Genomic DNA, 25,267 nt, shown 5'->3' on the forward strand with positions numbered 1-25,267 from the left:
TTCATACCTTGGTGGAAGCCCTCGCCTCGGCCCCCTCGGCCGCGCGCTCCGCCTTCTCCGCCTTGTCGGTCTTGTCTGCCTTCTCGGGCTTCTCGGCCTTCTCGGGCTTCTCCGGCGTGACGAAGCGGTAGCCCACGTTGCGGACGGTACCGATCAGCGACTCGTGCTCGGGGCCGAGCTTGGCGCGCAGCCGCCGGACGTGCACGTCGACCGTGCGGGTGCCGCCGAAGTAGTCGTACCCCCACACCTCCTGGAGGAGCTGGGCGCGGGTGAAGACCCGGCCCGGGTGCTGGGCGAGGTACTTCAGCAGCTCGAACTCCTTGAAGGTCAGGTCCAGGACCCGGCCCTTGAGCTTGGCGGAGTACGTGGCCTCGTCGACCGACAGGTCGCCGTTGCGGATCTCCATGGGGGAGTCGTCGCCGACGATCTGCTGGCGGCCCATGGCGAGGCGCAGCCGGGCCTCGACCTCGGCCGGGCCGGCGGTGTCCAGCAGCACGTCGTCGATGCCCCAGTCGGCGGTGACGGCGGCGAGGCCGCCCTCGGTGACGACGAGGACCAGCGGACAGCTGAGCCCCGTGGAACGCAGCAGCTGGCACAGGCTGCGCACCTGGGGAAGATCACGGCGCCCGTCGACGAGGATGACGTCGGCGCCGGGGGTGTCGACGAGGGCGGGGCCCTCCGCGGGCGCCACCCGGACGTTGTGCAGCAGCAGGCCGAGGGCGGGAAGCACCTCCGTCGACGGCTGGAGGGCGTTGGTCAGGAGCAGCAGAGAACTCATCGCGCCCCACCTGCCTGGGTCGTCCTACGGTCGTGCACGGTTCGCTCGCCCATAACGTCTGGTTCCTCCTCGGTCCCTGCGAGGACGTTTACGGCACTGCTTCGTACGGGTGCGGATCCCGTGCCCGTGGGGCCCGCTGCGCGGCCGGGAGGTGAACGCTCGGCGATCGCTCGGCGACCGCCGCGCAACGCTCCCGGAAGCACAAAAGGACCCGGGGGCTACGTTGCCCGAGTCCTCTGCCCAGCAGAATAGCCGACATGAGCAACCGCCGGGCGGGACATGTGGCGCGTCCCACCAAGTGCCCACATCCCGAGACGCCTCCCGAGACGCCCTCCGGGACGTCCTCCGAGACGCTTTCCGGGACGCCGCGCCGCACGTCCGCACGCACCTTCCTCCGCGCCTCGGACGGGGTGCCGATCGACGCCGTGTACGCGCCGGGCGCGGCCGGTCCCGACGCCCCCGACCTGGTCTTCGTCGTCGCGCACGGGTTCACGGGGGACGCCGACCGCCCGCACGTACGGCGGATCGCCAGGGCCCTCGCGCACCACGGCGCGGTGGTCACGTTCTCCTTCCGCGGGCACGGCGCCTCCGGCGGACGGTCGACCGTCGGCGACCGCGAGGTGCTGGATCTGGCGGCGGCGGTCGCCTGGGCCCGCGGCTTCGGGCACGCGCGCGTGGTGACCGTCGGCTTCTCCATGGGCGGCTCGGTGGTGCTGCGGCACGCCGCGCTGTCCGGCGACGACGGCGGGCCGGGTCCGGACGCCGTCGTGTCGGTAAGCGCCCCCGCCCGCTGGTACTACCGGGGGACGGCACCGATGCGCCGGCTGCACTGGCTGGTCATGCGGCCCACGGGGCGCCTGGTGGGCCGCTACGGCCTGCGCACCCGCATCCACCACCGGGACTGGGACCCGGTGCCGCTGTCGCCGGTGGAGGCCGCGGGGCGGATCGCGCCGACGCCGCTGCTGGTCGTGCACGGGGACCGGGACGGCTACTTCCCCCTCGACCACCCCCGGATGCTGGCCGAGGCGGCCGGTGACCACGGGGAACTCTGGGTGGAGCCGGGGATGGGCCACGCCGAGCACGCGTCCGGCGAGGAGCTGCTGCACAGGATCGGCGACTGGGCCGTGGCCCGGGCGGGCTAGCCTGGCGGGGTTCACCGCCGATCGGCACGGACGCCGATCGGCACCGGCGACGAAGGATCCAGATGGCAAAGGTCACGGTGCGCTACTGGGCCGCCGCGAAGGCCGCGGCGGGGGTGGCCGAGGAGCCGTACGAGGCGGCGACGCTCGCCGACGCGCTCGGCGCGGTGCGCGAACGGCACCCCGGCGAACTCACGCGCGTCCTGCTGCGCTGCTCGTTCCTCGTCGACGGCGACCCCGTGGGCACCCGCGGGCATGAGACGGTACGGCTGGCCGACGGCGGCACGGTCGAGGTGCTCCCGCCGTTCGCAGGAGGGTGAGCATGACCGACCAGCCGCAGCAGCCGTACGACCAGCCGTACGACCCCTCGTACGGGCAGAATCAGCCGTACGGGGGACACGAGGGGTACGAGGGACAGGCGGGGTACGCCGCCCAGGCGTGGCCCGCACACCAGCAGGCCCAGGGGCAGCAGGGGTACCAGGGCCGGCCGGCGTACGAGGACCCGGACGCCGCCCAGTACACCCAGCAGTGGCAGGGGCAGACCTGGGAGACCCAGGTGCAGCCGCCGGTCTCCGCGGAGGAGACGGCGTACCTGCCGCCGCAGGGCTACCAGGACCCGACGGGCACGCCGTACGGGACGGCCGGTGGCCACGCGCCCGGGGCGCAGCAGTACGCGCCGCAGCCGTCGTACTCGCACGGGTCCCAGCCGCAGCCGCAGCCGTACCCGTCACAGCCGTACCCGTCACAGCCACAACCGCCGTCGCACGCCTACGCCCCTCAGCCCCAGCCGCAGCCCCGACCCGAACCTCCGGCTCGGCACGAGCCCGCCGTGCAGGCCCCCGCCGCCGGATACGGCCCCGCGACCCTCGCCGGGAACACGCGGGTCACCGACGCCCAGCGTGCCCGTGCCGAGGGACGCTCGCCCATCATCGACCCGGGGATGCAGCCGGCCGGGCTCACCGCGCTGCTCGGGCTGCTGCTGGCCGGCGCCGCGGCGCTCGGCACGTACGCCCTGCTCGTCCCGCTCGTCGCCCTGCAGGCCGTCACCGCGGCGGGCTGGTTCCGGCTGAACGGCATGTGGCCGGCCCGGCAGGGCATCGCGCTGGGCTTCGCGGGCGCCCTCGCCGCCGACGCGGCCATGCTGGTGTCGGACCGCTCCCCGGCGGCGATCCTCGGCGCGCTCGGCGTGTGGGTGCTGCTCTCCCTCGTCCTCCAACTGCGTTCGCACGCCGACCCCGACGAGCGGATGTACGGCCTGATGGCGACCGTCGCCGCGGCGGCCCTGGCCGTCCTCGCGGGCGGTTACCTCGCCGCCGACGCGGACGCGGTGACCGTCGGCGCGGTCGCGGTGGCGGTCGCCGTCGTGGCCCGCGCCCTTCCGCTGCCGACGCCCGCCTCCCTGGTCGTCGCGCTGCTCGCGGCGGCCGGGGCGGGCATCGCGGTCGGTTCGATGACGGACTTCGGGACGTCGGGGGCGCTGCTCGGCGCGGGCGCGGCGGTGTGCGCGCTGATCGGGCACCGGGCGGCGGCCTACGACTACCCGTCCCGGTTCGTGCACTTCACGGCGGGCGTCGCGCTGCCCCTCGCGGCCGCGGCACCGGCCGTGTACGTACTCGGCAGGGCGCTCGGCTGAGCCGTCCCGAGGTCTCCGGTACCCCTGTCACGGCGCCGGTGACCTCTCCTGTCACAGCTGATCGACAAAAACCCGGCGGCCCGTTCCGGTCGCGTTACGCTCGCGCTGGACGGCCGCCGGCCGTCGGGGACCGTCGTCGACCGCCCAGGTGGGGAACACCGCATGCGTGCACTGCGAATACTGTTGATCGTCGTCGTGATCCTCGGCGGGCTCTTCGTGATCGCGGACCGCGTGGCGGTCAACTTCGCCGAGGGCGAGGCGGCGGACAGGATACGGTCCGCCGAGAACCTGGCCTCGACGCCGGACGTCTCGATCAACGGCTTCCCCTTCCTCACCCAGGCCGCGGCCGGTGAACTCGACGAGGTCGAGATCGGCATCGGCGACTACGAGGCGTCCACCGGCGACGGCGCCGACAAGATCCGTATCGACGAGCTGCACGCGACCATGCGGGGCGTCGAGTTCTCCAGCGACTTCGGCTCCGCCACGGCGGCCACCGCCACCGGCACCGCGACCGTCGGCTACGACGAGCTGATGAAGGCCACCAAGTCCGAGCCCACGGACATCGGCCCCGGCATCACCGCCAAGGTGGTGGGCCTCTCCGACGGCGGCGACGGCAAGATCAAGGTGTCGCTCCGGGCCACGGTGCTGGGCGTGGAACTGCCCGAGCCGGTCGACGTGCTCAGCTCGGTCACGGTCAAGGACAACAACGTCGAGGTCGTCGCCGACGGGCTGCCGACGGTCGGCGGCAGGCAGCTCGCCGAGTCCCGGATCCGGGCCATCACCGACTTCCAGCAGGGCATCGACGAGCTGCCCGGCGGCATCGAGCTGGACAAGGTCGAGGCGGCGCGGGACGGCGTCGAGATCACGGTGCGGGGTTCGAACATCGAGCTGGCCGGGTAGGACGTCGAGCGTCCGCCGTCGGCGACGCCCCGCGTCCGACAGACGAGACGGAGCTGTCCGTACCGCAGATGCCATCCCGGAAGTCCCGCCCGGACGCCGCCCGGCGGCACCCTGAGGCCCGCCCGTGTCTCACCTTGCGGACGATCCCGTCTCATATGGCGACACGCCGGTGACATCGCCCGTCGACCCTCCCTACGATCGGGACCTATGGAGCGACAGGCGGACCTCACGAAGCGGCGGGCAGTGGACCTGTGCCGCGTTGCCGCCATGCTCTGTCGCACCTTCTGAGCGGACGGCGACGCCGCCGTCCGTGTCCCCCTCACCGCCCTGCCGTCGAGGGCACCCGCGCGCCGCCCCGGCATGAGCGCGCACCCTCTCGCCGCACGCCCCGCCGCACCTGCCCCGGAGGAGAAAACATGAGCCGCAGCGACGTCCTGGTCGACGCCGACTGGCTGCAGGACCACCTGGACGACCCGAGCATCGCGATCGTCGAGGTGGACGAGGACACGTCCGCGTACGACAAGAACCACATCAAGAACGCGATCCGGATCGACTGGACCCAGGACCTCCAGGACCCGGTCCGCCGCGACTTCGTCGACCAGGAGGGCTTCGAGAAGCTCCTGTCGAAGAAGGGCATCTCCAACGACCACACCGTGGTCCTCTACGGCGGCAACAACAACTGGTTCGCGTCCTACGCCTACTGGTACTTCAAGCTGTACGGCCACGACAACGTCAAGCTCCTCGACGGCGGCCGCAAGAAGTGGGAGCTGGACGCCCGCGAGCTGGTCGACGGCACCGAGGTCCCCGAGCGCCCGGCCACCGACTACAAGGCCAAGCCGCAGGACACCTCCATCCGTGCCTTCCGCGACGACGTCGTCCAGGCGATCGGCGCGCAGAACCTGGTCGACGTCCGCTCGCCCGACGAGTTCTCCGGCAAGCTCCTCGCCCCGGCCCACCTCCCCCAGGAGCAGTCGCAGCGCCCGGGCCACGTGCCCAGCGCCCGCAACATCCCGTGGTCGAAGAACGCCAACGACGACGGCACCTTCAAGTCGGACGACGAGCTGAAGCAGCTCTACACCGACGAGCGGGTCGACCTGGCGAAGGACACCATCGCCTACTGCCGCATCGGTGAGCGCTCGGCCCTGACCTGGTTCGTCCTGCACGAGCTGCTGGGCGTGGAGAACGTCAAGAACTACGACGGCTCCTGGACCGAGTACGGCTCCCTCGTCGGCGTGCCGATCGAGCTCGGCGCCGCGAAGTAAGCACCCCGCCCGACCTTTCCCAACCCCTCAGGAGTACGACATGTGCGGAGCGAAGGCCGGCGGCCCCGACGCCTCGACGATCAAGCCCGGTGAGACCACGATCCAGGGCCAGGTGACCCGCGACGGCGAGCCGGTGACGGGCTACGTCCGGCTGCTGGACTCCACCGGCGAGTTCACGGCGGAGGTCCCCACCTCCGCGACGGGCCAGTTCCGGTTCTACGCGGCCGAGGGCACCTGGACCCTGCGGGCGCTCGTCCCGGGTGCCAGCGCCGACCGCACGGTCGTCGCCCAGCAGGGTGGACTGGCGGAGGTCGCGATCGCCGTCTGACGGCCGGCGGCTTCGAGGGGCCGCACCCCGCGGGTTGGACGCCCGGGGTGCGGCCCTTCGGCACGCCCGGACCTACGCTGGAGGCATGTACGCGCGGCGGCGGCACCGCTACTTCGTGATGATGGGGATCTGCATCGCGCTGTTCGTCCTGGCGTGGGGCGTCGTCCGCCTCTGGTCGGTCCCCGCGGCCGTCGGCATGTGCCTGGTCGCCATGGTCATCCCCCCGCTCGCCGCGATCGTCGCCAACCGCCGGGGCCCCGACGACCGCTGGTGGGACGACCCCTCAGGCGACCCCCGGTCCGACGAGTGGTGGGACGAGCTGGACGGAAAGAAGGGCCCGCGGCACCGGGACCGGCCCTGAACCCCGCCCGGCCCGCCCGGCCCACCCCTCCGCCCGGTCCGCCCGGCCGGCGCCGGGCAAGGGCTCCCGGGCCCGCCGGTCAGTACACCAGCGCCTGCGTGTCGTCGGCCAGCGCCTCCTGCACGAAGACCTGGGCACCCGCGATCCGCACCCCCTCGATCACGTCCTGCTCGGTGAGGTCCCGCCGCGCCGCGCACTGGGTGCACAGCGTCACCCGGCCGCCGGCCAGGATCGAGTCCAGCAGGTCGGGCAGCGGCGCCGCGTGCGGCAGCTCGAACTCGGCCGCCCGGCCCGGCACCGCGAACCACGCGGACTCGCCGGTCAGCCACACGGAGACGTCGACGCCACTGGCCACGGCCACCGCCGCCACCGTGAACGCCTGCGAGCACCGCTCGGGGGCATCGGCCCCCGCCGTCACCTTGATCACGAGCTTCTTCGCCATGGCCGCATGGTACGGCCGCACCGCGGGCCCACCTCGCCCGGTGGGCCCGGGCACGGCCGCGTAAGCTGGGTGCCGGCCCTGTGCGTGTAGCGCACGCACCGCACTCCGCATCACCGAGGAGCACCCCGTGGAGATCTTCTTCGAAGCCCTGCTGGTTCTGGTCTGCGTCGGCGTCCTCGCCTTCGCGGGGCTGACCGTGAAGAAGCTGTACCAGGGCCAGCGCTGATCCCCCACGCCAGGAAGTTCTGCTCATGATCGAGATCCCGTCCGACCTCCACAAGGACCTCGTCCCGCTCGTCTTCCTGCTCGGTGACTGGGCGGGTGCGGGCGTGCACGACTTCCCCGGTGCCGAGAAGTGCAACTTCGGGCAGGAGGTCTCCTTCACCCACGACGGCCGGGACTTCCTGGAGTACCGGTCCCACACCTGGGTCCTGGACCAGGACGGCAACAAGGTCCGCCCCCTGGAGTCCGAGTACGGCTTCTGGCGGATCGACGCGAACCGCAAGGTCGAGGCCACGATGACCCGCGACGACGGCGTCATCGAGATCTGGTACGGCGAGCTGGCCGACCAGAAGCCGCAGATCGACCTGGTCACGGACGCGGTGGCCCGCACGGCCGCCTCCCGGCCCTACACCGGCGGCAAGCGCCTGTATGGGTACGTCAAGAGCGACCTGATGTGGGTCGGCGAGAAGCAGACCCCCGAGGTCGAGCTGCGCCCCTACATGTCGGCGCACCTGAAGAAGGTCGTCACCCCGGAGGACGTCGAGCGCTGGGCCAAGGCGCTGCCCGACGACATGCCGGACGACGGGATCGCTTTCTTCAAGTAGTCCTAGACTCTTGGGTGTGGTGAGCACCGACTGGAAGAGCGACCTCAGGCAGCGCGGCTACCGGCTGACCCCGCAGCGGCAGCTGGTGCTCGAAGCCGTCGACCATCTGGAACACGCGACCCCCGACGACATCCTCGGCGAAGTGAGGAAGACGGCGTCGGGGGTCAACATCTCCACCGTCTACCGCACGCTGGAGCTCCTGGAGGAGCTCGGGCTGGTGAGCCACGCCCATCTCGGGCACGGCGCGCCCACCTACCACCTGGCCGACCGGCACCACCACATCCACCTGGTCTGCCGGGACTGCACCCACGTGATCGAGGCCGACCTGTCGGTGGCCGCCGAGTTCACCGCCAAGCTGCGCGAGCAGTTCGGCTTCGACACCGACATGAAGCACTTCGCGATCTTCGGCCGGTGCCAGGACTGTTCCCGTAAGGGTTCAACTACCGAGTCGTAGGCTAGGCGTATGAAGAGTCCCCTGCTGTCCCTGCCCGGCGCCGTCCCCGCCGAGGGCGTGGACGAAGGCGTCGCCGCCCACTACGGCGACCTGTTCCGCGAGCAGCGTGCCCTCGCCGACGGCACCGGATTCGTCGACCTCTCGCACCGCGGTGTGGTCGCCGTCACCGGCGACGACCGGCTGAGCTGGCTGCACCTGCTGCTCACCCAGCACGTCAGCGACCTGCCGGCCCACCAGGCCGCCGAGGCGCTGATCCTCTCCGCCAACGGCCACATCGAGCACGCCCTGTACCTCGTCGACGACGGCACGACCGTCTGGGCCCACGTGGAGCCCGGCAGCCAGGAGGCGCTGATCGCCTACCTGGAGTCGATGAAGTTCTTCTACCGGGTCGAGGTCGCCGACCGCACCGCCGACACCGCGGTCGTCCACCTGCCGGCCGGCTCCATCGCGGCGCCCCCCGCGAGCGCCGTCGTCCGCGAGACGCCGTACGGCCGCGACCTCTTCCTGCCGCGCGCCGAGTTGGAGGCGTTCGCCGCCGAGGCGGGACCGCCGGCCGGGATCCTCGCCCACGAGGCGCTCCGCGTCGAGCAGCACCGCCCCCGGGTCGGCTTCGAGACCGACCACCGCACCATCCCGCACGAGCTGGGCTGGATCGGCACCGCCGTCCACCTGCAGAAGGGCTGCTACCGGGGTCAGGAGACCGTCGCCCGGGTGCAGAACCTCGGCAAGCCGCCGCGCCGCCTGGTCTTCCTGCACCTGGACGGCAGCGAGGTCCACCTGCCGCCCGCCGGGGCCGAGGTGCGCCTCGCGCAGGACGGGCCGGACGGCCGCAAGATCGGCTTCGTCACCACGTCCGTACGCCACCACGAGCTGGGCCCGGTCGCCCTCGCCCTGGTGAAGCGGAACGTGCCGGTGGACGCCCGGCTGATGGCGGAGGACACGGCCGCCGCCCAGGAGACGGTCGTCCAACCGTAGGACGGAAGGCTGGGACGGCCCGGCCCGGCGCGGCGCTAGACCTCCAGCAGCACCGTGAACGGGCCGTCGTTCGTCAGCGACACCCGCATGTGCGCGCCGAAGCGTCCGGTCGCCACGGTGGCGCCCAGCGCGCGCAGCCGCGCCACGACCTCGTCGACGAGCGGCTCGGCCACGTCACCGGGCGCGGCGGCGTTCCAGGTGGGGCGGCGGCCCTTGCGGGCATCGCCGTAAAGGGTGAACTGGCTGATCACCAGCAGCGGGGCGTCCACGTCGCTGCACGACTTCTCGTCGTGCAGCACCCGCACCGACCACAGCTTGCGGGCCAGCTGCGCGGCCTTCTCCTTGGTGTCCTCGTGGGTGACGCCGACCAGGACGCACAGGCCCTCGCCGTCGATCGCCCCCACCGTCTCGCCGTCCACGACGACGCTCGCGCCGTCCACCCTCTGTACCACTGCACGCATCCCGTCATGATGCCGTGCGCCCCCAGGGTGTGGGCACGCGGGCCCGTACGGGGTTTTTTTCGCTCCCTAACCCCCCATCTGGGGCCGATCGTGGGCACTCGGTCACATAGCGGCCACTTGGGGTGGCACGATGCTCCCAGACGCCGGTCGAGGGGACGGTTGAGGCGAATGAGCACACCGAGTACGGGGCAGCCGCTTGGGACTGTCGCGTTGACATATCCGGGGGGCCTGGAGGCGCCCCGGCCACCCGTGCAGCGCACGGACAGCCCGGAGCTGCCCGCGGCTCCTGCGGGGCACGACCTGACCGCGCTGAGCCTGCCCGAACTGCGCACCCTGCGCCGGGACGCCCAGCGCGAGGAGGCCGATCTCAGCTATGTGCGCCGCCTGCTGCAGGGGCGGATCGACATCCTGCGCGCGGAGCTGGCCCGGCGCGGTCCCACCTCCGTGGTGACCACGGCGGCGACGGGGTCCGTCGTCGAGCGGCTGTCGGAGATCCTGGCCGACGCCCCGGCCCGGCACCGGTCCTCCGCGCGCCACGTGACGCTGGGCACGCCACGCAGCGAGGAGTGCCGGCGGCTGGCCGCGGAGATGCTCGGCGAGGTGGAGCTGTCCGACCTGACGGCCCGCACCGACGTCGAGCTGACCACCGGGGCGGGCCGGCTCGTGCGCTACGAGCAGCAGGTGTCCCGGCGGCGGCAGCGGCTCCAGCGCACCGCGGACGACTGCAGCGCGGAGATCGCACGCCGGTACCGTGAGGGGGAAGCACAAGTCGACGACCTGCTGGTGTGACACGAGGGGCGGCGTTCCGGCCGCCCCTCCCCGGCCCGGTGACCCCGGGCCGTCGCCGCGGCGGGTCACCCGTCCGGAAGGCCACCGCCGATGCCCGCCCCCCACTCGCCCCAGCCGACCGACCCGTCCCCGCTCCCGGTTCCGCCCGAGCGGGGGGACGACCGTCGGCCCGGGCCCCCGTCCGCCCTCCCACCCGTCGTACCGCCCGTCCTCGCCGAGGTGGTCCGGTCCGGCTTCGTCGAGGGGCGGCATCGGGGCGCGCTGGTCGTGCTGGACGCCGACGGGACGGTGGAGCTGGCGCTGGGGGACGTGACGGCGCCGGTCTTCCCGCGCTCCGCCAACAAGCCGATGCAGGCGGCCGGGGTGCTGCGGGCCGGGCTCGACCTCTCGGGGGAGCGGCTGGCGCTGGCTGCCGCGAGCCATTCCGGAGAATCGTTTCACCGGGATCTGGTCCGCAAGATGCTGGACGAGTACGGCCTGGACCCGGCCCTGCTCCAGTGCCCGGCCGACCTCCCCCTGGACCCCGAGGAGCGGGACACCTACCTGGCGTCGGGCGCGTCGCCCGACCGGATCACCATGAACTGTTCCGGCAAGCACACCGCGATGCTGGCGGTCTGCGTCCAGCGGGGCTGGCCGGTGGAGTCGTACCTCGACCCGGAGCACCCGTTGCAGCGGATCATCCACGGCGTCGTGGAGGACGCGGCGGGCGAGCCGGTCGCCGCCGTCGGCACGGACGGGTGCGGCGCGCCGCTGATGGCGATCGGCCTGGTCGGACTGGCCCGCGCCTTCCGCTCCTTCGTCGGCGCCGAGCCCGGCACGGCGGAGCGCCGGGTCGCCGACGCGATGCGCGCCCACCCCGAGTACGTGGCCGGCACCCGGCGCCCCGACACCTGGCTGATGCGCGAGGTGCCCGGCACCCTGTCCAAGATGGGCGCGGAGGCCGTCCAGGCGGTGGCCCTGCCGGACGGCCGCGCGCTCGCCTTCAAGGTGGAGGACGGCGCGACCCGGGCCCTGGGGCCGGTCCTGGGCCGCGCGCTGACGCTGATGGGCGTGGAGGGCCCCGTGGTCGACCGCATCGGCCGTGCGCCCCTCCTCGGCGGCGGGCGCGAGGTGGGGGAGATCCGGGCGGCGTTCTGAGGGCCGGGCCCGGGGGCCGTGGGGCGGGCGGCCGGGCGATGGGGCGGGGCGGACGGGCGGTGCGTCGGCTTGGCGGAGCCGGGCCAGATGCCTGCGCTGGGGCTGGGGCTGGGGCTGGGCTCGGCTGGGCCGGGCGCAGTCGGTGCGGTGGCCTGGCGGGGCCGGGGAGCGCCGGTGCCGTGGCCGGGTGGAGGGCTGGTGCGGCCCGGTTGGCGGGGTCGGGCGGAGGGCCCGTGCTCCGGGTGGGGCGGGGGGCTCGTGCTTCGGGTCGGGTGGAGGGCTCGTGCTCGGGGTCGGGTGGAGGGCCTGTGCTTCGGGTCGGGCGGGGGCTCGTGCTCCGGGTCGGGCGGAGGGCTGGTGCCGGGGCTGGGCGGAGGGCTGGTGCGGCCCGGTTGGCGGGGTCGGGTGGAGGGCCCGTGCTCCGGATCGGGCGGGGGGCTCGTGCTTCGGGTCGGGCGGAGCGCCCCCGCTTCGGGGCGGGTGGGGCGTAAATGCCCGCGACGCGGGCGGGGCGGCCGACCTACCGTGAGGACATGACCAGCCGCACCGACATCGACGTACGCCCCATCACCGAGGCCGAGTTCCCCGACTGGCAGCGGGCCCTGAACACCGGGTTCCTGATGCCGCCGGCCGTCGCGCCGGAGCAGTTGGAGGCCCGCCGCCACCTGTTCGTGCCCGGCCGTTCGCTCGGCGCCTTCGACGGGGAGCGCTGTGTGGCGACCTTCCGGTCCTTCGACCAGGAGGTCACCGCCGTCGGAGGCGCCCTCGTCCCCGCCGACGCGATCTCCAACGTCACCGTCTCCCCGACCCACCGCCGCCGTGGCCTGCTCACCCGCATGATGGCCCAGGACCTGGCGGCGGCGAAGGAGCGCGGGGACGTCCTCGCGACCCTGATCGCGGCCGAGTACCCGATCTACGGCCGGTACGGCTTCGGCCCCGCCACCACCATGACCGAGTGGACGGTCGACGTGCCCCGCGCCGGACTCGACGCCCGCTGGGCGGCCCCCGAGGACGGCGGCCGGATCGACCTCGTCGACGGCGAGGACGTCCGCAAGCTCGGCCCCGAGCTGCACGAGCGGCTGCGCCGGGCCCAGCCGGGCGCGGTCAGCCGGCCGGAGCTGTGGTGGCAGATCCGGACCGGCGTGCTGAGCACCTACGACTCCCCGTGGACCGAGCCCTTCTTCGCCGTGTACCGCTCGACGGACGGCGAGGTCGAGGGCATGGTCGCCTACACGGCCGACGACCACTGGGGCGACGCCAAGCAGCCGCTGAACACGGCGACGGTGCAGTGGCTGCTGGCGGTGACACCGGCCGCCGAGCGCGCCCTGTGGGGCTACCTGTGCTCGATCGACTGGGTCACCACGGTGAAGAGCGGCTGGCGGTCCCCCGACGACCTGCTCCCGCATCTCCTGCCGGACCCGCGCGCGGCCAGGATCACCACGCAGGCCGACTGGCTCTGGGTGCGGATCCTGGACGTCGTACGGGCGCTGGAGGCGCGTACGTACGAGGGGGCGGGCTCACTGGTGCTGGAGATCGAGGACCGGGCGGGGCTGACCGGCGGGCGGTGGCGGCTGGAGGCGGGAGCGGACGGGGCGTCCTGCACGCCGACCACCGAGAGCGCCCACCTCGGGCTCGACGTGGCCGAGCTGGCGGCGCTGTGGCTGGGCGACGAGTCGGCCGTGCGGCTGGCCGCGCTGGGCCGGCTCCGGGAGATACGAGCGGGCGCCGCCCGTGTGGCCGACGCCCTGCTGCGTACGTCCAGGCGGCCTTGGTGCCCGGACATGTTCTGAGCTGCTCCCTTCTGCCGGTGACGGGTGGGTGCGCGCATCCGTAGCGCGTGCTCTTCAGTTGTGGTTGTTGTGCGGTGGTGCTGGTCGTGCGGTGGTGCCGACTGACTGTCCGGGCTCCCGGCTCCCCTCCGGAAGGGGGCCCGGACAGCAGTACGCCGGTTCAGCCGGACTGTGCGAGCAGCATCACGAGGATCACCGCGCCCACACCGCCGATCATGGTGTTCTTCGCCTTGATGCCGATGGACAGCGCGACGAACGCGATGATGCCCATCGGCCCGTACTTCCACTGCACGAGCTGCTCGAACCCGATGGCCAGAGCGGCGACGACGAGGGCGATGAGCGGCATGGTGGACCCCCTGTTCACCGTGGTGGCCAACCCTTGGGAGGTTCGACCACGTTGCTCAAGTTGGCTGCCAACTTCACTTTACTTATCTCCGCTTGGAAGCGACTCATAACCACCTTCGCTTGAACTGCCCAAAGATGGCGGGAAGTTGTAGTGTTTGGTCGTGGAGCCGGAACATGCCCCCGTCAACGGACGGAAGAGACCGCAGCGGCCACAGGTGACGCCTCGCGAGGTGGCCGACGAGCTGCGCGCCCGGATCAGGTCCGGTGAGCTGCGGCCGGGCCGGCGCATGCCCACCCAGGCCCAGCTGGCCGACGAGTTCGGCGTGGAGCGCGGCACCGTCCGCCAGGCCCTGCGCGTCCTGCAGTCGGAACGTCTGCTCACCAATGTGTCCAAGGGGAGCCCCGCGACCGTCGCGCCCGATCCGCGCGGCGCCCCGACCGGGTCCGAGGCGCCGCCGATGCCCACCACGGCCGCCCTCGCGCCCCGGATCGCCGAGGCCTTCGCCGCCCCCCACGTCGAGATCGACGCCCTGTGCCTGACCTCGGTCTCCCTCACCCTGGCCCTCGGCGAGGCCCTGCGCGAGGTCCACGCGGGGCGACGCAAACCGGCCAAGATCGACGTGCGCGTGCTGCTGCCGGGCCGGGACATCGAGCTGGCGTTCCCGGTGGCGGTGAGCGGCCGCGGGGACGGGGACCCGGTGCACGAGCGGTGGCTGGCGATGCGCAACGCCCAGGGCCAGGTGCTCCAGCACAATCTGCTGAGCCTGCGGGCCACGCACGGCATCGACGTGCGCGTCACCTTCCGGGCGCTGCCCTTCACGCCGCCCGTGAAGCTGTACGTGCTCAACCGCACGGAAGCCCTCCTCGCGTACTACACCGTCGGCCGGCGCGAGCAGGAGATCGATCACGAGCCGATGGAGACGTACGACGCGGAGGGCATCCGTTCGACGCTGTTCGCCTTCGAGCGGACCGGTGGTCTGCGCGACGGGGCGTTCGTGCGGCAGTCGCGGAAGTGGTTCGACGCGCTGTGGGAGACGATCAGTTCGGAGCTGCTGCTCACGGCGTGATCACCTCCCGGTCACAGCGCGGGGCCCGCGACCAGGAGGGCCAGCACCACCGCTCCGGCGGAGCTGACGGAAGGGCTCTTCGCCTTGATGCCCACGGTGAGCAGGAGCAGGCCGATGAGGCCGGTGGCGCCGTACTTCCACTGGACGATCTGCTCGAAGGCGACGACGAGGAGCGTGGAGAGAAGAGCGAGGACGGGCATGGTCTTTCCCCCTTCGGAAGTTCGGGACGGGAAAACTTCCGCCAACTAGACCAAGTTGGCAACCAACTCTGACTATGTTGTCCCCACTTGGCTGCTAGTTATAAACAAGTTTCAAACAACTCCCTCTAGGTAGGTCGGAGTTGTAGCGTTTGGTCGTGACTCAGGAGAACGTCTCGGTGAACGGCAGCAGAAGGCTCTCGTCCCAGGAGATCGCCGATGTCCTGCGGGAACGGATCCGCGGGGGAGATCTCAAGGCGGGCGACCGCCTGCCCACCCAGGCCGAGCTGGCCGACGAGTTCGGCGTGGAGCGCGGCACCGTCCGCCAGGCCCTGCGGGCGCTCCAGGAGGACGGCCTGCTCACCAACGTCAGCAAGGGCAGCCCGCCCCGCATCGCCGAGCCCGCCACCCCGCGGGGCGAACCGCAGCCGACCATGGTGTCCCTCGGACCCCGGCTGTCGGAGGCGTTCTCCGTACCGCGCGTACGGGTCGACGTCGTGTGCCACACCTCGGAGACCCTGATGCTGGCCCTGAGCGAGCCGCTCCGCCTGATCCACGAGGGCCGCATCCGTCCGGAGGCCATCGACTTCCGCGTCCTGATGCCGTCGCGGGACATCGCGCTGGCCTTCCCGGTCCTGGTCGAGGACGAGCCGGACGACCCGGTCCACCAGCGCTGGCTCCAGATGCGCAACGCCCAGGCCCGGGTGCTCCAGCACAACCTGCACGCCGTACGGTCCACCCACCGCGTCGACGTGCACATCGCCTTCCGCGCGCTGCCGTTCACCCCGCCGGTGAAGCTCTACCTGCTCAACGGCGAGGAGGCGCTGTTCGGCTACTACATGCTCACCCGGCGCGAGGAGGAGTACGAGAGCCGGACGCTGGAGATGTACGACGCCCTGGGCTCCCAGTCGCTGCTGTTCTCCTTCCTCAAGCGGGCGGGGCACCGGGACGCGGTGTTCGTGGAGGAATCGCAGAAGTGGTTCGACGCCCTCTGGGAAACCATCACCTCGGACATGACACTCTCCTAGTGACTTCTGATGCGACGCGGACCGGGCCGGCGGCGGACACGGGGAACCTCGAGCGACTGGTGAGCGGTGCCCGCTTCGTGCTCTGGGACTTCGACGGGCCGATCTGCCGCCTGTTCGCCGGGCACCGGGCGGATCTGGTGGCGGGCGACCTCGTCGACTGGCTCGAACGGCGGGGCCTGCGCGGGCTGCTGACCGAGGACGAACGGGAGTCCCCCGACCCCCACGCGGTGCTGCGCGCGGTCGACCGCCGGCACCCGCGCAGCGACCTGGTCGAGGAGCTGGAGGAACGCCTCACCCACGAGGAGCTGCGGGCCACCGCCTCCGCGATGCCGACCGCGTACGCCGATCCGCTGATCCGGACCTGGACGGCGGTGGGTGTGCGGCTGGCCGTCGCCACCAACAACTCCCCGCGGGTCGTGCGCACCTACCTCACCGGCCGCGGCCTGCTGCCGTGCTTCACCCCGCACATCTACGGGCGCACGCGGGAACTCGGCCTGCTCAAGCCCGACCCGCACACAGTCGTCCGCGCCCTCAGCGCGCTGGGCGCCGCCCCGTCCGACTCGCTGTTCATCGGCGACACCCCCTCCGACTGCGAGGCCGCCCGGCGGGCCGGCGTCCCCTTCCTCGGCTACGCCCGCGACGCACGCAAGGCGAAGCTCCTCAGGGACGCCGGCGCCCAGACGCTCGTCGACTCCTTCGAACCGCTGCTGCGCCTGCTGCGGAGCCCCAGGAGACCCTGACGTCCCCTCCGGGTGGTCCGACGGCCCGTCCGGGTGGTCCGACGTCCCGTCCGGGTGGACGGAACCGTTCGGGCGTGCGCCTGTTCCCCCGGGGGCGGGCACGAGGGTGTCCGAGGGCCGGGTTCTCCACGCGCGCTCCAGGACCGTGCAGTAACGTGCCGTCCGTCTTACCCCACTGGCACCACCGGGACGGGCAGAACGCACAGGATGACACCCCGACTGGCCTCGCCCGTCAGGCAGCGAGCCGAAGCGATGAGTGGTGGCGCGTCCCTGGTCAGGGGCCCGCTCCGGGGCTACCACCACGAGACGTACGTGCTCTCGCCGCCGGGCGGGGCGGGACCCGTGAAGCTGCGGGAGCCGCGCTCCACGAGCCTCTGGTTCGACCGCAGGTGCTTCCGGTCGGAGGAGGAGCTGCTCCGGGGCCTGAAGGGCCGGATCGACCGGGTGCCCGACGTCGTCGACGTCGAGGGCATGGGACTCCAGACGTTCATCGAGGGCCGGACCCTCGGCGCGCACCGCTGGTGGGGCCGGCGGGTGCCCGACCCGGTGTTCGAGCAGATCGTCGGCCTGTTCCGGCAGATGGTCCCCATCACGGCCCGGACGCTGCGCGTGGAGCGGCGCTGCTCACCGCGGGACGCTCCGGAGGACGGGGACACCGAGGGTTTCCTGCGACGCCTCGTCGCCTTCGTCGAGGAGCAGGTCTACGCGGCCAACCGGCCGGAGTTCGGCGCGCTCTTCGCGGACCTCGGCGTACGGGACGCATCCCTGGTCCGGCTCTCGGAGAACGTGACCGGACTGACCGAGCGGCCCTTCTGCCTGCTCCACGCGGACCTGCACCGGGAGAACCTCGTCATCGACCCGGAGGGCGGCCTCTGGACGATCGACTGGGAGCTGGCCATGGTCGGTGACCCGCTCTACGACCTGGCCACCCATCTCTACCTGATGCGGTACCCGGCCGATCAGGAGGAGCGCCTGATCCGGGAATGGTGCGGGGTGGTGGAAGGGATCTGCCCCGGCAGTTCCCGCGGATGGGAACGCGACCTGCGGTTGATCACGGATTTCAAGAGGGCTCAGTCGGTGTACACGGACATCGTGCGCGCCGCGATGTCCCTGCGCGACGAGACCGGCCTGCGCTGGTCCGCCCTTCCGCGGGTGGCCGGGAAGCTCCAGGACGTCCTGACCGCCGCCGCCGGACCGCTCGCCCTGGAGGACGTGCCGAACCGGCGGCAGATCATGGCGGCGCTGGTCCGCCGGCACCGCGAGTCCGCCGGGATGCCGGCCGGGGAGCCGGAGGCCCCGGGGCGCTAGCTTCCCCGGGAACGCCCCCTCCCCGCGGCGCCCTCCCGTCAGCGCCCCGTGATCACCTCGCCGACGCGGCTGTAGCCGTCGGTGCCGTGGCCGCGGGCGATGACCCGGCGGGCCTGGCCCTCGATCACCCGCATCAGGCTCGCGTCGATGCCGTGGGCCTCGGAGGCGTGGACGACGTGCGCCATGGTCGAGGCGGCCGAGGTGATCGGGTTCAGCTCGCCCGAGTACGTGCCGGCGTCGGTGTCGGCGGCGAACTCGGTGAACAGTTCCGGCAGGATCGCGGCGATGCCCTGGGCGAAGGGCGCGAACTCGGCGCCGGTGATGCCCTCCGCCCGGGCCAGGGCGAGGGCGTGCGTGAAGCCGGCCGTCGCCGTCCAGAAGACGTCGAGCAGCGCGACGTCGTAGGCGGCGGCCCGGCCGGCGTCCTCGCCGAGGTGGGTGTGGCTGCCGCCGAGCGCCGCCAGTACGGGGCGGTGTTCCCCGTACAGCTCCTCGGGACCGCTGTACAGGAACACCCCGTCGTCCGTGCCGATGGTCGTGGTGGGCGTCATGATCGCGCCGTCCAGGTAGCGGACGCCGTGCCGGGCGGCCCACTCGGCCGTGTCCCGGGCGCGCTCGGGGATGTCGGCGCTCAGGTTCGCGACCGTACGGCCCTTGAGGGCGGCGATGACGGCCTCCTGCCGCAGGACGGCGTCCGAGGCGTCGTAGTTCACCACGCAGACGACGGTCAGCGGGGATGCCGCGACGGCCTCCGCGGCCGAGGACGCCGACACCGCGCCCCGGGCGACCAGGTCGGTGTCCCGGCCGGGCGTGCGGTTCCAGACGGTGGTGCGCAGCCCGGCGTCCAGGAACGCGGCGGCCAGCGCCCGGCCCATCGGGCCGAGCCCGAGGACGGTGACGGCGGCGGGCTGGTCGGTCTGTGCGGTCATGCTGCAACTCCCGTAACGTAGTGAACAATTGCTGAGGAATGGGGGCGTGAGATGGCACACCGGCGCCACGATCCGAACGTCTGCGGAGTGACCGCCGCGATCGCCGTGATCGAGGGCAAGTGGAAGACCACGCTGCTGTGGCTGCTGGAGTCCGGCCCGCACCGGCCGGCCGAACTGCGCCGGAAGGCGCCCGGTCTCACCGAGAAGGTGCTGACCCAGGCGCTGCGGGAGATGGAGACGGACGGCCTGGTGGACCGACGGGTGTACGACGTGCTGCCGCTGAAGACCGAGTACTCGCTGACCGCGTTCGGCCGCGATCTCGCCGAGGCCCTCTCCCCCCTCTCCGACTGGGGCCACCGCCGCCTGGACCGGCTGGCCGGCCCGGAGGCCGCCGTACGCCCGGCCTCCTGATCCCTGCCCGCCCCCTCAGCTTCCGACGGTGGCCTCGCCCTGCCAAGTACCCACAAAAAAGTGGGTAGGGGGACACGCGGCGGCGTGTAGCGCACTATTGCAAGCACCTGCTTGCAATAGTTAGCGACGTGCTGCATGGTGGAGGCATGGCATCGCTCAACGTCGGCAATCTCGGTGAGTACCTGCGCGAGCAGCGGCGCAGTGCGCAGCTGTCGCTGCGCCAGCTCGCCGAGGCCGCCGGCGTGTCCAACCCGTACCTGAGCCAGATCGAGCGCGGGCTGCGCAAGCCGAGCGCGGAGGTGCTCCAGCAGGTCGCCAAGGCGCTGCGGATCTCCGCCGAGACGCTGTACGTGCGCGCCGGGATCCTCGACGCGGAGCGGGACCGGGACGACGTGGAGACGCGTGCGGTCCTCCTCGCCGACCCCTCGCTCAACGAGCGGCAGAAGCAGGTGCTGCTCCAGATCTACGAGTCGTTCCGCAAGGAGAACGGCTTCGGGCCCGACGCGGACGACGCGGACGGCGCGGACGGCGCGGACGGCGAGGCGGGGTACGAGGACGCGACGGCGGGCGGCACCGCCGGGGTGGCGGCCTCCATACCCGGCCACGACCCCCGTACGACCGGCGGCAGCGACGCCGGCCCGCCGCGGACGGCCGGATGAGCGGGAGCGAGCAGCCGACCGGGCGCGGGACCACCACACAACCCTCAGTCGAACGTATTTTCCGGAGGACCATCACCATGGCCATCACCGACGACCTGCGCAAGACCCTCAGCGACCCCACCCCGCTCTACTTCGCCGCGGGCACCGCCGACCTGGCCTTCCAGCAGGCCAAGAAGGTGCCGGTGCTGGTCGAGCAGCTGCGCGCCGAGGCACCGGCGCGGATCGAGGCCGTGCGCAACACCGACCCGAAGGCCGTCCAGGAGAAGGCGACGGCCCGCGTCAAGGAGACGCAGGGCAGCCTCCAGGCCAAGGCCAACGAGCTGTTCGGCTCCCTCGACTCCGACTTCAAGAAGTTCGGCGAGACCGCCCAGGACCTCGCGCTGCGCTCGGTCGGCGTCGCCGCCGAGTACGCCGTCAAGGCCCGGGAGGCCTACGAGAAGGTCGCCGAGCGCGGTGAGCACGCGGTGCGCACCTGGCGCGGCCAGGCCGCCGACGGCATCGAGGACGTCGCCGCGGAGGTGGAGGAGCTGGCCATCGCGGTCGAGCCCGCCAAGCCCGAGTCGGTCGAGGTCACCGACGACAAGTCGGCCGCGGCGAAGAAGACGCCCGCCCCGCGCAAGGCTCCGGCCAAGAAGAGCACCACCGGCAAGAAGACGGTGCCGCCCGCCCAGTAGGGGCGCGGGGCACGGCGAGTGGGGAGCGGGCCGGGCACCCTTGGGGTGTCCGGCCCGTTCTCCGGGTACGGTGACCGCGTAAGGACGACCCGAGTCTGGTGGTGGACGTTGTGCTGATGCAGGGGTTCGCAGGCTTCATGTGGCTGCTGAGCATGGCCCTGATCGTTTTCAGCGGCTTCGCTTTGATCGACGCCGCCACGCGCCGTGAGGACGCCTACCGCGCGGCCGACAAGAAGACCAAGCCGTTCTGGCTGATCATCCTCGCGCTCGCCTTCGTGGTGAACCTGATCTTCAACGTCCTGTCGTTCCTGCCGATCATCGGCCTCATCGCGACGATCGTGTACATGGTCGACGTACGGCCCGCGCTGCGCGGCCTGCCGGGCGGCGGACGCAGCAGCCGCCGCGGTTCCAGCAGCGACGGCCCGTACGGTCCGTACAACGGCGGGCGCTGAAGCCGGCCTCGGGCCGCGTACCCGGGAGCCGAGGCCGAGGCGGGACCGGGCGGCTCAGGCCGACCGTTCCGGCAGGACAGCTCAGGCCGACCGTTCCGGCAGGACAGCTCAGGCCGACCGTTCCGGCAGGACAGCTCAGGCCGACCGGTCCAGCAGGACCACGGCCACGTCGTCCGCCAGCTCGCCGCCGTTGAGCCGGCGGACCTCGTTGACGGTCGCCCGCAGCAGATGCTCGCCCTGCAGACCCTCGGCGAGCTGGCGGCGGACCATCTCCACCATGCCGTCCTGGCCGAGCCGCTCCCGGCCCTGGCCGACGTGGCCCTCGATGAGGCCGTCGGTGTAGAGCATCAGGCTCCACTCGGCGCCCAGCTCCACCTGCATCCGCGGCCAGCGGGCGCCGGGCAGCAGCCCCAGCGCCGGGCCGTTGTTGTCGTAGGGCAGGAGCCGTGCGGGCGTGCCCGGGCCGGCGATCAGCGGTGCCGGGTGCCCGGCCAGGCACAGGCCGGCGCGGCGGCCGTCCGGGGTGATGTCCACGGTGCACACGGTCGCGAAGATCTCGTCGTGCGCGCGCTCGTGCTCCAGCACCTGCTGGAGCGTGCCCAGCAGCTGGTCGCCGCAGAGCCCCGCGAGGGTCAGCGCCCGCCAGGCGATCCGCAGCTCCACGCCGAGGGCCGCCTCGTCCGGCCCGTGCCCGCAGACGTCGCCGATCATGGCGTGCACGGTGCCGTCCGGGGTGCGGACGACGTCGTAGAAGTCACCGCCGAGCAGCGCGCGGGAGCGGCCCGGGCGGTAGCGGGCGGCGAAGCGCAGCGGGGAGCCGGCCAGCAGCGGCGTGGGCAGCAGGCCGCGCTCCAGCCGGCGGTTCTCCTGGGCGCGCAGCCGGCCCTCGGCCAGACGCCGCTCCGCCGAGTCGGACCGCTTGCGCTCGACGGCGTAGCGGATCGCCCGGCTCAGCAGGCGGCCGTCCAGCTCGTCCCGGAACAGGTAGTCCTGGGCGCCGACCGCCACGGCCTCCGCGCCGCGCTCGGCGTCGCTGGAGGAGGTGAGGGCGAGCACGGCGTGCCGGGGCGCCAGCTCCAGCACGTGCCGCAGCACCGCCAGCTCGTCCGCTCCGTCACCGGCGCCGTCGCCGCTCTCGGCGCCGGTGCGGGCCGGTGCGGGCGACAGGGCGAGGTCCAGCAGGATGCAGTGGACGTCGTCGGTCAGCAGCCGCCCGGCCTCGGTGAGGTTGCGGGCCGTGCGGACGCGGATCGGCCGGCCCGCCGGGTCGAGCAGGTCGGGCACGATCGGCGAGCCGCCCGGATCGTCCTCGATCAGCAGCACCGTCAGGTTGGTGGGGACGGCGCTCTCGCGCTCGTCCCTGGTCCGTTCCGTCGTCTTCTCGCGCTTCTCCGTCGGGTTCTCTCGCTGACTGGTGGGGCTTTCGGCCGGGGTCGTCCCGGGCGGGGCCAGTTCCGTGGAAGGGCCGCTGTCCGGGGACGCGGCGGGCGCCTGACCACACTCCACGGCCGGGATCGCCCTCTGCCGCGGTACGGGTACGGGCATCGTCTTGGTTTCCTTCCCTCCCCCCGAGGGCATGGCGGGGCGAGGGACCTCGACCCACCGACGGGGACCATAGCGGGTGACGGCGCCGCTGCGGAATGGTCCAGGACACGCCGGACCGCCATCGGCCACTGTCATATGCCGCGTTATGTACCGCAGTTGGACACGTCGACTGGGTGCCGGGGATGACGAACGTCACGCGGGGGGCGCGTCAGGGCGTGGAGTGGGTCACGTGGCCCGCTTCACGCCCGTGGCGCGAGGCGTGTGGCCGGGGTCACCGCGAGGGGGTCGTGCCCGTGTCCGGGCGGACCACTCCGAGGATGGGCATCGAGCCGGCGCCCGCGATCGTGATCGAGCGTCCCGGGCGGGGGGCGTGCACGACGGAGCCGCCGCCGACGTACATGCCGACATGGCTGGCGTCGTCGAAGTAGATGATCAGGTCGCCGGGCCGCATGTCCTCGACGTCGACGCGCGTCAGCTGCTTCCACTGCTCCTGCGAGGTGCGCGGGATCGGCTGGCCGGTCGACACCCAGGCCTGGGAGGTCAGGCCGGAGCAGTCGTAGGCCTTCGGGCCCTCCGCCCCCCACTGGTACGGCTTGCCGACCTGGGCGGTGGCGTACTCCACGGCCTTCCTGCCGCGCTCGGTCGCCTCGGCGTCGAGGTCCTTCAGGATGCCGGAGGCGAGCCAGGCGGTCTGGGCCCTGGCCTGGGCCTCCCGCTCCAGTCTGGCGAGGCGCTCCTTCTCCTCCTGCGCCAGGTCGGCCTCCAGCTTCTCGGCCGCCGCGATCTGCTTCTCGATCTTCTTCTGGGCGGTGGCCTTGGCCTTGCGGTTCGCCTCCAGCTTCTGGAACTGGGCGGAGGCGTCCGCGGCGTAGGCCTTCAGGTCCTGCTGGGTGCGCGTCATCTCGCCGAGCAGGCCCTTGGTCGCGCGCTGGCCCTGCATCACCCGGCCGGTGCCGTCGAGGAAGTCCGCGGGGTCGTCGCTCAGCAGCAGCTTGGCCTCGTCGGGCAGGCCGCCGGTGCGGTACTGGGAGCGGGCCGCCGCTCCCGCGCGGTCCTTCAGGCCGTCCAGCTTCTCCTGGCCCTTGACGATCTTCTTGGCCAGTTCGACGATCTCGGCGGACTGCCGGTCCGCCTTCTCCTGGGCGGCGTTGTACTCGTCGGTGGCCGAGGCGGCCGCGCGGTAGAGCTTGTCGAGCTTCTTGCGTACGGCCTCCAGGTCCTTGCCGGGCGTTGCCGCCGGGGCGGGGGAGGCGCTGGGGGTGCCGGGGGTGCCGGGCGACGGGGTGGGTCCGGGGTCGGCGAACGCCGTGCCCGGTGCCGCGAGCACGGTGACCGCGCACACCACGGTCACGGCAGCGGTCATCAAGCCATGCTTCCCCGTACGCATACCTCGCCCCCAAACTGATTAACCGTCAGTAACATAGGTCGCCTGGGGGATCGTGCCACGTCGGCGGGGAAAGCGACAGAGGTCGTGCTTTCCTTCTCCTTCCCCCCTTCTGTCTCGCCGTACGACGATTCCCCCGCTGTGTGACGAACGCCGCGGGGAGATCGTTCCCGGGGCTGGGCTGGGCTGGGCTGGGCTGGGCGGGGCTGGGCTGGGCGTGCGGGACCTGTTCGGCCGTTCACCCGCGCGGCGCCAACGCCTCCCACCGCACCGTCACTTCGCCCTGGCGCCACCGCACCGGCCCGTCCGACACCGGCCAGTCGGCCCGCAGGTCCCGCACGGCCCGCATCCAGCGCTGGCGGGCGCCGTAGGAGGCGTAGGGCGCGGCGGCGGCCCAGGCGCGGTCGAAGTCGCGCAGGAAGGCGTGCACGGGCTCCCCGGGGACGTTGCGGTGGATGAGCGCCTTCGGCAGCCGTTCCGCCAGGTCGGAGGGGCGGTCGAGGGAGCCCAGCCGGGTCGCGAAGGTGACCGTGCGCGGTCCCTCGGGTCCGAGCGCCACCCACACGTGCCGGCGCCCGATCTCATCGCAGGTCCCCTCCACCAGGAGCCCCCCGCGGGAGTGCTCCGAGGCCGGCGCGAGGCGCGCGCACAGCCGCTGCCAGACGGCGGCGACCTCGTCCTCGTCGTACTGGCGCAGCACGTTCGCCGCACGGATGAGGAGGGGTCGGCGGGAGAGGGGGACCTCGAAGCCGCCGTGCCGGAAGACGAGCCCCTCGCGCGCGTACGGCTCGGCCGCCGCCACCCGCGCCGGGTCGATCTCCACGCCCACCACGCGCACGCGCGGCGCGACCGTGCGCAGGCGGTGCAGCAGTTCGACGGCGGTCCAGGGGGCGGCGCCGTAGCCGAGGTCGACGGCGACGGGATCGGCGGCGCGGCGCAGTTCCGCGCCGTGCGCGGCGGCGATCCAGCGGTCCATGCGGCGCAGCCGGTTCGGGTTGGTCGTCCCGCGTGTCACCGTGCCGACGACCTGGGGTCCCCTGCCCGACGGGCCGGGCCGGGAGCGGGGGTGGTCGGTCGGGCGGGGAGGCATGCGTACGAGGGTATGCGGCGGGATGCCGGGGGGCGTACGGGCGGGGGTGGGGCCGGGAAGGGGTGCGACCGGGCGGCTGCGGCCGGGCACGGATGCGGCCACGAAGGGCTGCGGCCGGGAAAGGGTGCGGCCACGAAGGGCTGCGGCCGGAAAAGGGCGTCC

30 protein-coding genes are annotated in these 25,267 nt (G+C 72.8%); 21 read left to right on the forward strand and 9 right to left on the reverse strand.

What is annotated here, in order from left to right:
- Nucleotide 1: 1 nt before the first annotated feature.
- Nucleotides 2–778, reverse strand: coding sequence for a response regulator transcription factor (locus tag ACGF5T_RS07025; RefSeq protein WP_361019050.1), 777 nt, complete (start codon nt 776–778; stop codon nt 2–4).
- A 257-nt stretch (nt 779–1,035) separates the two neighbouring features.
- Here ACGF5T_RS07025 and ACGF5T_RS07030 point away from each other — a divergent pair, with 257 nt between their 5' ends.
- The 7 genes from ACGF5T_RS07030 (at nt 1,036) to ACGF5T_RS07060 (ending at nt 6,401) form a co-directional block, all read left to right on the forward strand.
- On the forward strand, nt 1,036–1,920 hold the full coding sequence (locus ACGF5T_RS07030; RefSeq protein WP_366768633.1) for an alpha/beta fold hydrolase: 885 nt from the start codon (nt 1,036–1,038) through the stop codon (nt 1,918–1,920).
- A 62-nt stretch (nt 1,921–1,982) separates the two neighbouring features.
- Nucleotides 1,983–2,237, forward strand: coding sequence for a MoaD/ThiS family protein (locus ACGF5T_RS07035; RefSeq protein ID WP_053133327.1), 255 nt, complete (start codon nt 1,983–1,985; stop codon nt 2,235–2,237).
- A gap of 2 nt (nt 2,238–2,239) precedes the next feature.
- The gene (locus tag ACGF5T_RS07040; protein WP_366768632.1) at nt 2,240–3,550 is read left to right on the forward strand and encodes a hypothetical protein; all 1,311 of its coding nucleotides are present in this window, start codon (nt 2,240–2,242) and stop codon (nt 3,548–3,550) included.
- Nucleotides 3,551–3,712: 162 nt separating this feature from the next.
- Nucleotides 3,713–4,450, forward strand: coding sequence for a DUF2993 domain-containing protein (locus ACGF5T_RS07045; protein WP_356608618.1), 738 nt, complete (start codon nt 3,713–3,715; stop codon nt 4,448–4,450).
- 416 nt (nt 4,451–4,866) lie between these two features.
- A complete protein-coding gene (locus ACGF5T_RS07050; RefSeq protein ID WP_361019038.1) occupies nt 4,867–5,712 on the forward strand; it encodes a sulfurtransferase in 846 nt (281 codons plus the stop codon).
- A 40-nt stretch (nt 5,713–5,752) separates the two neighbouring features.
- Nucleotides 5,753–6,040 (forward strand): DUF1416 domain-containing protein, encoded by a 288-nt coding sequence (locus ACGF5T_RS07055; protein ID WP_053133316.1) that lies wholly within the window; start codon nt 5,753–5,755, stop codon nt 6,038–6,040.
- Between the two features lie 85 nt (nt 6,041–6,125).
- Nucleotides 6,126–6,401, forward strand: coding sequence for a DUF3099 domain-containing protein (locus ACGF5T_RS07060; protein WP_356608614.1), 276 nt, complete (start codon nt 6,126–6,128; stop codon nt 6,399–6,401).
- Nucleotides 6,402–6,480: 79 nt separating this feature from the next.
- Here the strand turns inward: ACGF5T_RS07060 and ACGF5T_RS07065 are convergent, their stop codons facing one another.
- The gene (locus tag ACGF5T_RS07065; protein ID WP_356608612.1) at nt 6,481–6,843 is read right to left on the reverse strand and encodes a DsrE family protein; all 363 of its coding nucleotides are present in this window, start codon (nt 6,841–6,843) and stop codon (nt 6,481–6,483) included.
- 251 nt (nt 6,844–7,094) lie between these two features.
- Between ACGF5T_RS07065 and ACGF5T_RS07070 the strand changes: the two genes are divergently transcribed.
- The 3 genes from ACGF5T_RS07070 to ACGF5T_RS07080 are packed head-to-tail and all read left to right on the forward strand — an operon-like array spanning nt 7,095 to nt 9,099.
- Nucleotides 7,095–7,670 carry an FABP family protein gene (locus ACGF5T_RS07070; protein ID WP_356608610.1) on the forward strand — a complete coding sequence of 192 codons (576 nt, stop codon included), beginning with the start codon at nt 7,095–7,097 and terminating at the stop codon, nt 7,668–7,670.
- A gap of 16 nt (nt 7,671–7,686) precedes the next feature.
- Nucleotides 7,687–8,124 (forward strand): transcriptional repressor, encoded by a 438-nt coding sequence (locus ACGF5T_RS07075; protein ID WP_356608608.1) that lies wholly within the window; start codon nt 7,687–7,689, stop codon nt 8,122–8,124.
- 9 nt (nt 8,125–8,133) lie between these two features.
- On the forward strand, nt 8,134–9,099 hold the full coding sequence (locus ACGF5T_RS07080) for a folate-binding protein (protein ID WP_356608606.1): 966 nt from the start codon (nt 8,134–8,136) through the stop codon (nt 9,097–9,099).
- 35 nt (nt 9,100–9,134) lie between these two features.
- Here ACGF5T_RS07080 and dtd read toward each other — a convergent pair whose 3' ends face one another.
- On the reverse strand, nt 9,135–9,560 hold the full coding sequence (dtd, locus tag ACGF5T_RS07085; RefSeq protein WP_356608604.1) for a D-aminoacyl-tRNA deacylase: 426 nt from the start codon (nt 9,558–9,560) through the stop codon (nt 9,135–9,137).
- A 168-nt stretch (nt 9,561–9,728) separates the two neighbouring features.
- Between dtd and ACGF5T_RS07090 the strand changes: the two genes are divergently transcribed.
- The 3 genes from ACGF5T_RS07090 (at nt 9,729) to ACGF5T_RS07100 (ending at nt 13,276) form a co-directional block, all read left to right on the forward strand.
- The gene (locus tag ACGF5T_RS07090; RefSeq protein ID WP_356608602.1) at nt 9,729–10,349 is read left to right on the forward strand and encodes an aerial mycelium formation protein; all 621 of its coding nucleotides are present in this window, start codon (nt 9,729–9,731) and stop codon (nt 10,347–10,349) included.
- 90 nt (nt 10,350–10,439) lie between these two features.
- Nucleotides 10,440–11,486, forward strand: a complete 1,047-nt coding sequence (locus tag ACGF5T_RS07095) for an asparaginase (protein ID WP_356608600.1) — start codon at nt 10,440–10,442, stop codon at nt 11,484–11,486.
- 533 nt (nt 11,487–12,019) lie between these two features.
- Nucleotides 12,020–13,276: a GNAT family N-acetyltransferase gene (locus ACGF5T_RS07100; RefSeq protein ID WP_366768631.1), complete on the forward strand. Its 1,257-nt coding sequence runs from the start codon at nt 12,020–12,022 to the stop codon at nt 13,274–13,276.
- A gap of 160 nt (nt 13,277–13,436) precedes the next feature.
- Here the strand turns inward: ACGF5T_RS07100 and ACGF5T_RS07105 are convergent, their stop codons facing one another.
- On the reverse strand, nt 13,437–13,622 hold the full coding sequence (locus ACGF5T_RS07105; protein ID WP_053133286.1) for a hypothetical protein: 186 nt from the start codon (nt 13,620–13,622) through the stop codon (nt 13,437–13,439).
- Nucleotides 13,623–13,776: 154 nt separating this feature from the next.
- On the opposite strand from ACGF5T_RS07105, the gene ACGF5T_RS07110 reads away from it, so the two are divergent.
- Nucleotides 13,777–14,688 (forward strand): winged helix-turn-helix domain-containing protein, encoded by a 912-nt coding sequence (locus tag ACGF5T_RS07110; protein ID WP_366768630.1) that lies wholly within the window; start codon nt 13,777–13,779, stop codon nt 14,686–14,688.
- Nucleotides 14,689–14,699: 11 nt separating this feature from the next.
- On the opposite strand, the gene ACGF5T_RS07115 is transcribed toward ACGF5T_RS07110, so the two are convergent.
- Nucleotides 14,700–14,888 carry a hypothetical protein gene (locus tag ACGF5T_RS07115; protein WP_356608594.1) on the reverse strand — a complete coding sequence of 63 codons (189 nt, stop codon included), beginning with the start codon at nt 14,886–14,888 and terminating at the stop codon, nt 14,700–14,702.
- A 149-nt stretch (nt 14,889–15,037) separates the two neighbouring features.
- Between ACGF5T_RS07115 and ACGF5T_RS07120 the strand changes: the two genes are divergently transcribed.
- From ACGF5T_RS07120 to ACGF5T_RS07130, 3 genes are all read left to right on the forward strand, one after another.
- Nucleotides 15,038–15,913: a winged helix-turn-helix domain-containing protein gene (locus ACGF5T_RS07120; RefSeq protein WP_356608592.1), complete on the forward strand. Its 876-nt coding sequence runs from the start codon at nt 15,038–15,040 to the stop codon at nt 15,911–15,913.
- Nucleotides 15,913–16,653, forward strand: a complete 741-nt coding sequence (locus ACGF5T_RS07125; protein ID WP_366768629.1) for an HAD-IA family hydrolase — start codon at nt 15,913–15,915, stop codon at nt 16,651–16,653. Before ACGF5T_RS07120 ends, ACGF5T_RS07125 begins: the two co-directional genes overlap by 1 nt.
- A gap of 252 nt (nt 16,654–16,905) precedes the next feature.
- A complete protein-coding gene (locus tag ACGF5T_RS07130) occupies nt 16,906–17,961 on the forward strand; it encodes a phosphotransferase (RefSeq protein ID WP_366768628.1) in 1,056 nt (351 codons plus the stop codon).
- A gap of 38 nt (nt 17,962–17,999) precedes the next feature.
- Here the strand turns inward: ACGF5T_RS07130 and ACGF5T_RS07135 are convergent, their stop codons facing one another.
- Nucleotides 18,000–18,890, reverse strand: a complete 891-nt coding sequence (locus ACGF5T_RS07135) for an NAD(P)-binding domain-containing protein (protein WP_366768627.1) — start codon at nt 18,888–18,890, stop codon at nt 18,000–18,002.
- A 51-nt stretch (nt 18,891–18,941) separates the two neighbouring features.
- Here ACGF5T_RS07135 and ACGF5T_RS07140 point away from each other — a divergent pair, with 51 nt between their 5' ends.
- The 4 genes from ACGF5T_RS07140 to ACGF5T_RS07155 all read left to right on the forward strand — a co-directional run bounded on the left by ACGF5T_RS07140 (nt 18,942) and on the right by ACGF5T_RS07155 (nt 21,086).
- Nucleotides 18,942–19,301, forward strand: a complete 360-nt coding sequence (locus tag ACGF5T_RS07140; protein WP_356608584.1) for a helix-turn-helix domain-containing protein — start codon at nt 18,942–18,944, stop codon at nt 19,299–19,301.
- A 146-nt stretch (nt 19,302–19,447) separates the two neighbouring features.
- Nucleotides 19,448–19,960, forward strand: a complete 513-nt coding sequence (locus ACGF5T_RS07145) for a helix-turn-helix transcriptional regulator (RefSeq protein WP_366768626.1) — start codon at nt 19,448–19,450, stop codon at nt 19,958–19,960.
- Nucleotides 19,961–20,037: 77 nt separating this feature from the next.
- Nucleotides 20,038–20,634, forward strand: coding sequence for a hypothetical protein (locus tag ACGF5T_RS07150; RefSeq protein ID WP_356608580.1), 597 nt, complete (start codon nt 20,038–20,040; stop codon nt 20,632–20,634).
- Nucleotides 20,635–20,750: 116 nt separating this feature from the next.
- Nucleotides 20,751–21,086 carry a DUF2516 family protein gene (locus tag ACGF5T_RS07155; RefSeq protein ID WP_356608578.1) on the forward strand — a complete coding sequence of 112 codons (336 nt, stop codon included), beginning with the start codon at nt 20,751–20,753 and terminating at the stop codon, nt 21,084–21,086.
- Nucleotides 21,087–21,221: 135 nt separating this feature from the next.
- Here the strand turns inward: ACGF5T_RS07155 and ACGF5T_RS07160 are convergent, their stop codons facing one another.
- The 3 genes from ACGF5T_RS07160 to ACGF5T_RS07170 form a co-directional block, all read right to left on the reverse strand.
- The gene (locus ACGF5T_RS07160; protein ID WP_366768625.1) at nt 21,222–22,631 is read right to left on the reverse strand and encodes a SpoIIE family protein phosphatase; all 1,410 of its coding nucleotides are present in this window, start codon (nt 22,629–22,631) and stop codon (nt 21,222–21,224) included.
- A 271-nt stretch (nt 22,632–22,902) separates the two neighbouring features.
- Nucleotides 22,903–24,018, reverse strand: coding sequence for an NlpC/P60 family protein (locus ACGF5T_RS07165; RefSeq protein ID WP_366768624.1), 1,116 nt, complete (start codon nt 24,016–24,018; stop codon nt 22,903–22,905).
- A 235-nt stretch (nt 24,019–24,253) separates the two neighbouring features.
- A complete protein-coding gene (locus ACGF5T_RS07170) occupies nt 24,254–24,991 on the reverse strand; it encodes a class I SAM-dependent methyltransferase (protein WP_366768642.1) in 738 nt (245 codons plus the stop codon).
- Between the last annotated feature and the right edge of the window lie 276 nt (nt 24,992–25,267).

The sequence above is a fragment of the Streptomyces sp. NPDC047853 genome (assembly GCF_043204535.1).
Taxonomy (GTDB): domain Bacteria; phylum Actinomycetota; class Actinomycetes; order Streptomycetales; family Streptomycetaceae; genus Streptomyces.

What these genes read in the sequence shown, in the direction of transcription:
- ACGF5T_RS07025 (WP_361019050.1), bottom strand. Translation starts at nt 778, where the DNA reads ATGAGTTCTCTGCTGCTCCTGACCAACGCCCTCCAGCCGTCGACGGAG.
- ACGF5T_RS07030 (WP_366768633.1), top strand. Translation starts at nt 1,036, where the DNA reads ATGAGCAACCGCCGGGCGGGACATGTGGCGCGTCCCACCAAGTGCCCA.
- ACGF5T_RS07035 (WP_053133327.1), top strand. Translation starts at nt 1,983, where the DNA reads ATGGCAAAGGTCACGGTGCGCTACTGGGCCGCCGCGAAGGCCGCGGCG.
- ACGF5T_RS07040 (WP_366768632.1), top strand. Translation starts at nt 2,240, where the DNA reads ATGACCGACCAGCCGCAGCAGCCGTACGACCAGCCGTACGACCCCTCG.
- ACGF5T_RS07045 (WP_356608618.1), top strand. Translation starts at nt 3,713, where the DNA reads ATGCGTGCACTGCGAATACTGTTGATCGTCGTCGTGATCCTCGGCGGG.
- ACGF5T_RS07050 (WP_361019038.1), top strand. Translation starts at nt 4,867, where the DNA reads ATGAGCCGCAGCGACGTCCTGGTCGACGCCGACTGGCTGCAGGACCAC.
- ACGF5T_RS07055 (WP_053133316.1), top strand. Translation starts at nt 5,753, where the DNA reads ATGTGCGGAGCGAAGGCCGGCGGCCCCGACGCCTCGACGATCAAGCCC.
- ACGF5T_RS07060 (WP_356608614.1), top strand. Translation starts at nt 6,126, where the DNA reads ATGTACGCGCGGCGGCGGCACCGCTACTTCGTGATGATGGGGATCTGC.
- ACGF5T_RS07065 (WP_356608612.1), bottom strand. Translation starts at nt 6,843, where the DNA reads ATGGCGAAGAAGCTCGTGATCAAGGTGACGGCGGGGGCCGATGCCCCC.
- ACGF5T_RS07070 (WP_356608610.1), top strand. Translation starts at nt 7,095, where the DNA reads ATGATCGAGATCCCGTCCGACCTCCACAAGGACCTCGTCCCGCTCGTC.
- ACGF5T_RS07080 (WP_356608606.1), top strand. Translation starts at nt 8,134, where the DNA reads ATGAAGAGTCCCCTGCTGTCCCTGCCCGGCGCCGTCCCCGCCGAGGGC.
- dtd (WP_356608604.1), bottom strand. Translation starts at nt 9,560, where the DNA reads ATGCGTGCAGTGGTACAGAGGGTGGACGGCGCGAGCGTCGTCGTGGAC.
- ACGF5T_RS07090 (WP_356608602.1), top strand. Translation starts at nt 9,729, where the DNA reads ATGAGCACACCGAGTACGGGGCAGCCGCTTGGGACTGTCGCGTTGACA.
- ACGF5T_RS07095 (WP_356608600.1), top strand. Translation starts at nt 10,440, where the DNA reads ATGCCCGCCCCCCACTCGCCCCAGCCGACCGACCCGTCCCCGCTCCCG.
- ACGF5T_RS07100 (WP_366768631.1), top strand. Translation starts at nt 12,020, where the DNA reads ATGACCAGCCGCACCGACATCGACGTACGCCCCATCACCGAGGCCGAG.
- ACGF5T_RS07105 (WP_053133286.1), bottom strand. Translation starts at nt 13,622, where the DNA reads ATGCCGCTCATCGCCCTCGTCGTCGCCGCTCTGGCCATCGGGTTCGAG.
- ACGF5T_RS07115 (WP_356608594.1), bottom strand. Translation starts at nt 14,888, where the DNA reads ATGCCCGTCCTCGCTCTTCTCTCCACGCTCCTCGTCGTCGCCTTCGAG.
- ACGF5T_RS07130 (WP_366768628.1), top strand. Translation starts at nt 16,906, where the DNA reads ATGAGTGGTGGCGCGTCCCTGGTCAGGGGCCCGCTCCGGGGCTACCAC.
- ACGF5T_RS07135 (WP_366768627.1), bottom strand. Translation starts at nt 18,890, where the DNA reads ATGACCGCACAGACCGACCAGCCCGCCGCCGTCACCGTCCTCGGGCTC.
- ACGF5T_RS07140 (WP_356608584.1), top strand. Translation starts at nt 18,942, where the DNA reads ATGGCACACCGGCGCCACGATCCGAACGTCTGCGGAGTGACCGCCGCG.
- ACGF5T_RS07145 (WP_366768626.1), top strand. Translation starts at nt 19,448, where the DNA reads ATGGCATCGCTCAACGTCGGCAATCTCGGTGAGTACCTGCGCGAGCAG.
- ACGF5T_RS07150 (WP_356608580.1), top strand. Translation starts at nt 20,038, where the DNA reads ATGGCCATCACCGACGACCTGCGCAAGACCCTCAGCGACCCCACCCCG.
- ACGF5T_RS07155 (WP_356608578.1), top strand. Translation starts at nt 20,751, where the DNA reads ATGCAGGGGTTCGCAGGCTTCATGTGGCTGCTGAGCATGGCCCTGATC.
- ACGF5T_RS07160 (WP_366768625.1), bottom strand. Translation starts at nt 22,631, where the DNA reads ATGCCCGTACCCGTACCGCGGCAGAGGGCGATCCCGGCCGTGGAGTGT.
- ACGF5T_RS07165 (WP_366768624.1), bottom strand. Translation starts at nt 24,018, where the DNA reads ATGCGTACGGGGAAGCATGGCTTGATGACCGCTGCCGTGACCGTGGTG.
- ACGF5T_RS07170 (WP_366768642.1), bottom strand. Translation starts at nt 24,991, where the DNA reads ATGGACCGCTGGATCGCCGCCGCGCACGGCGCGGAACTGCGCCGCGCC.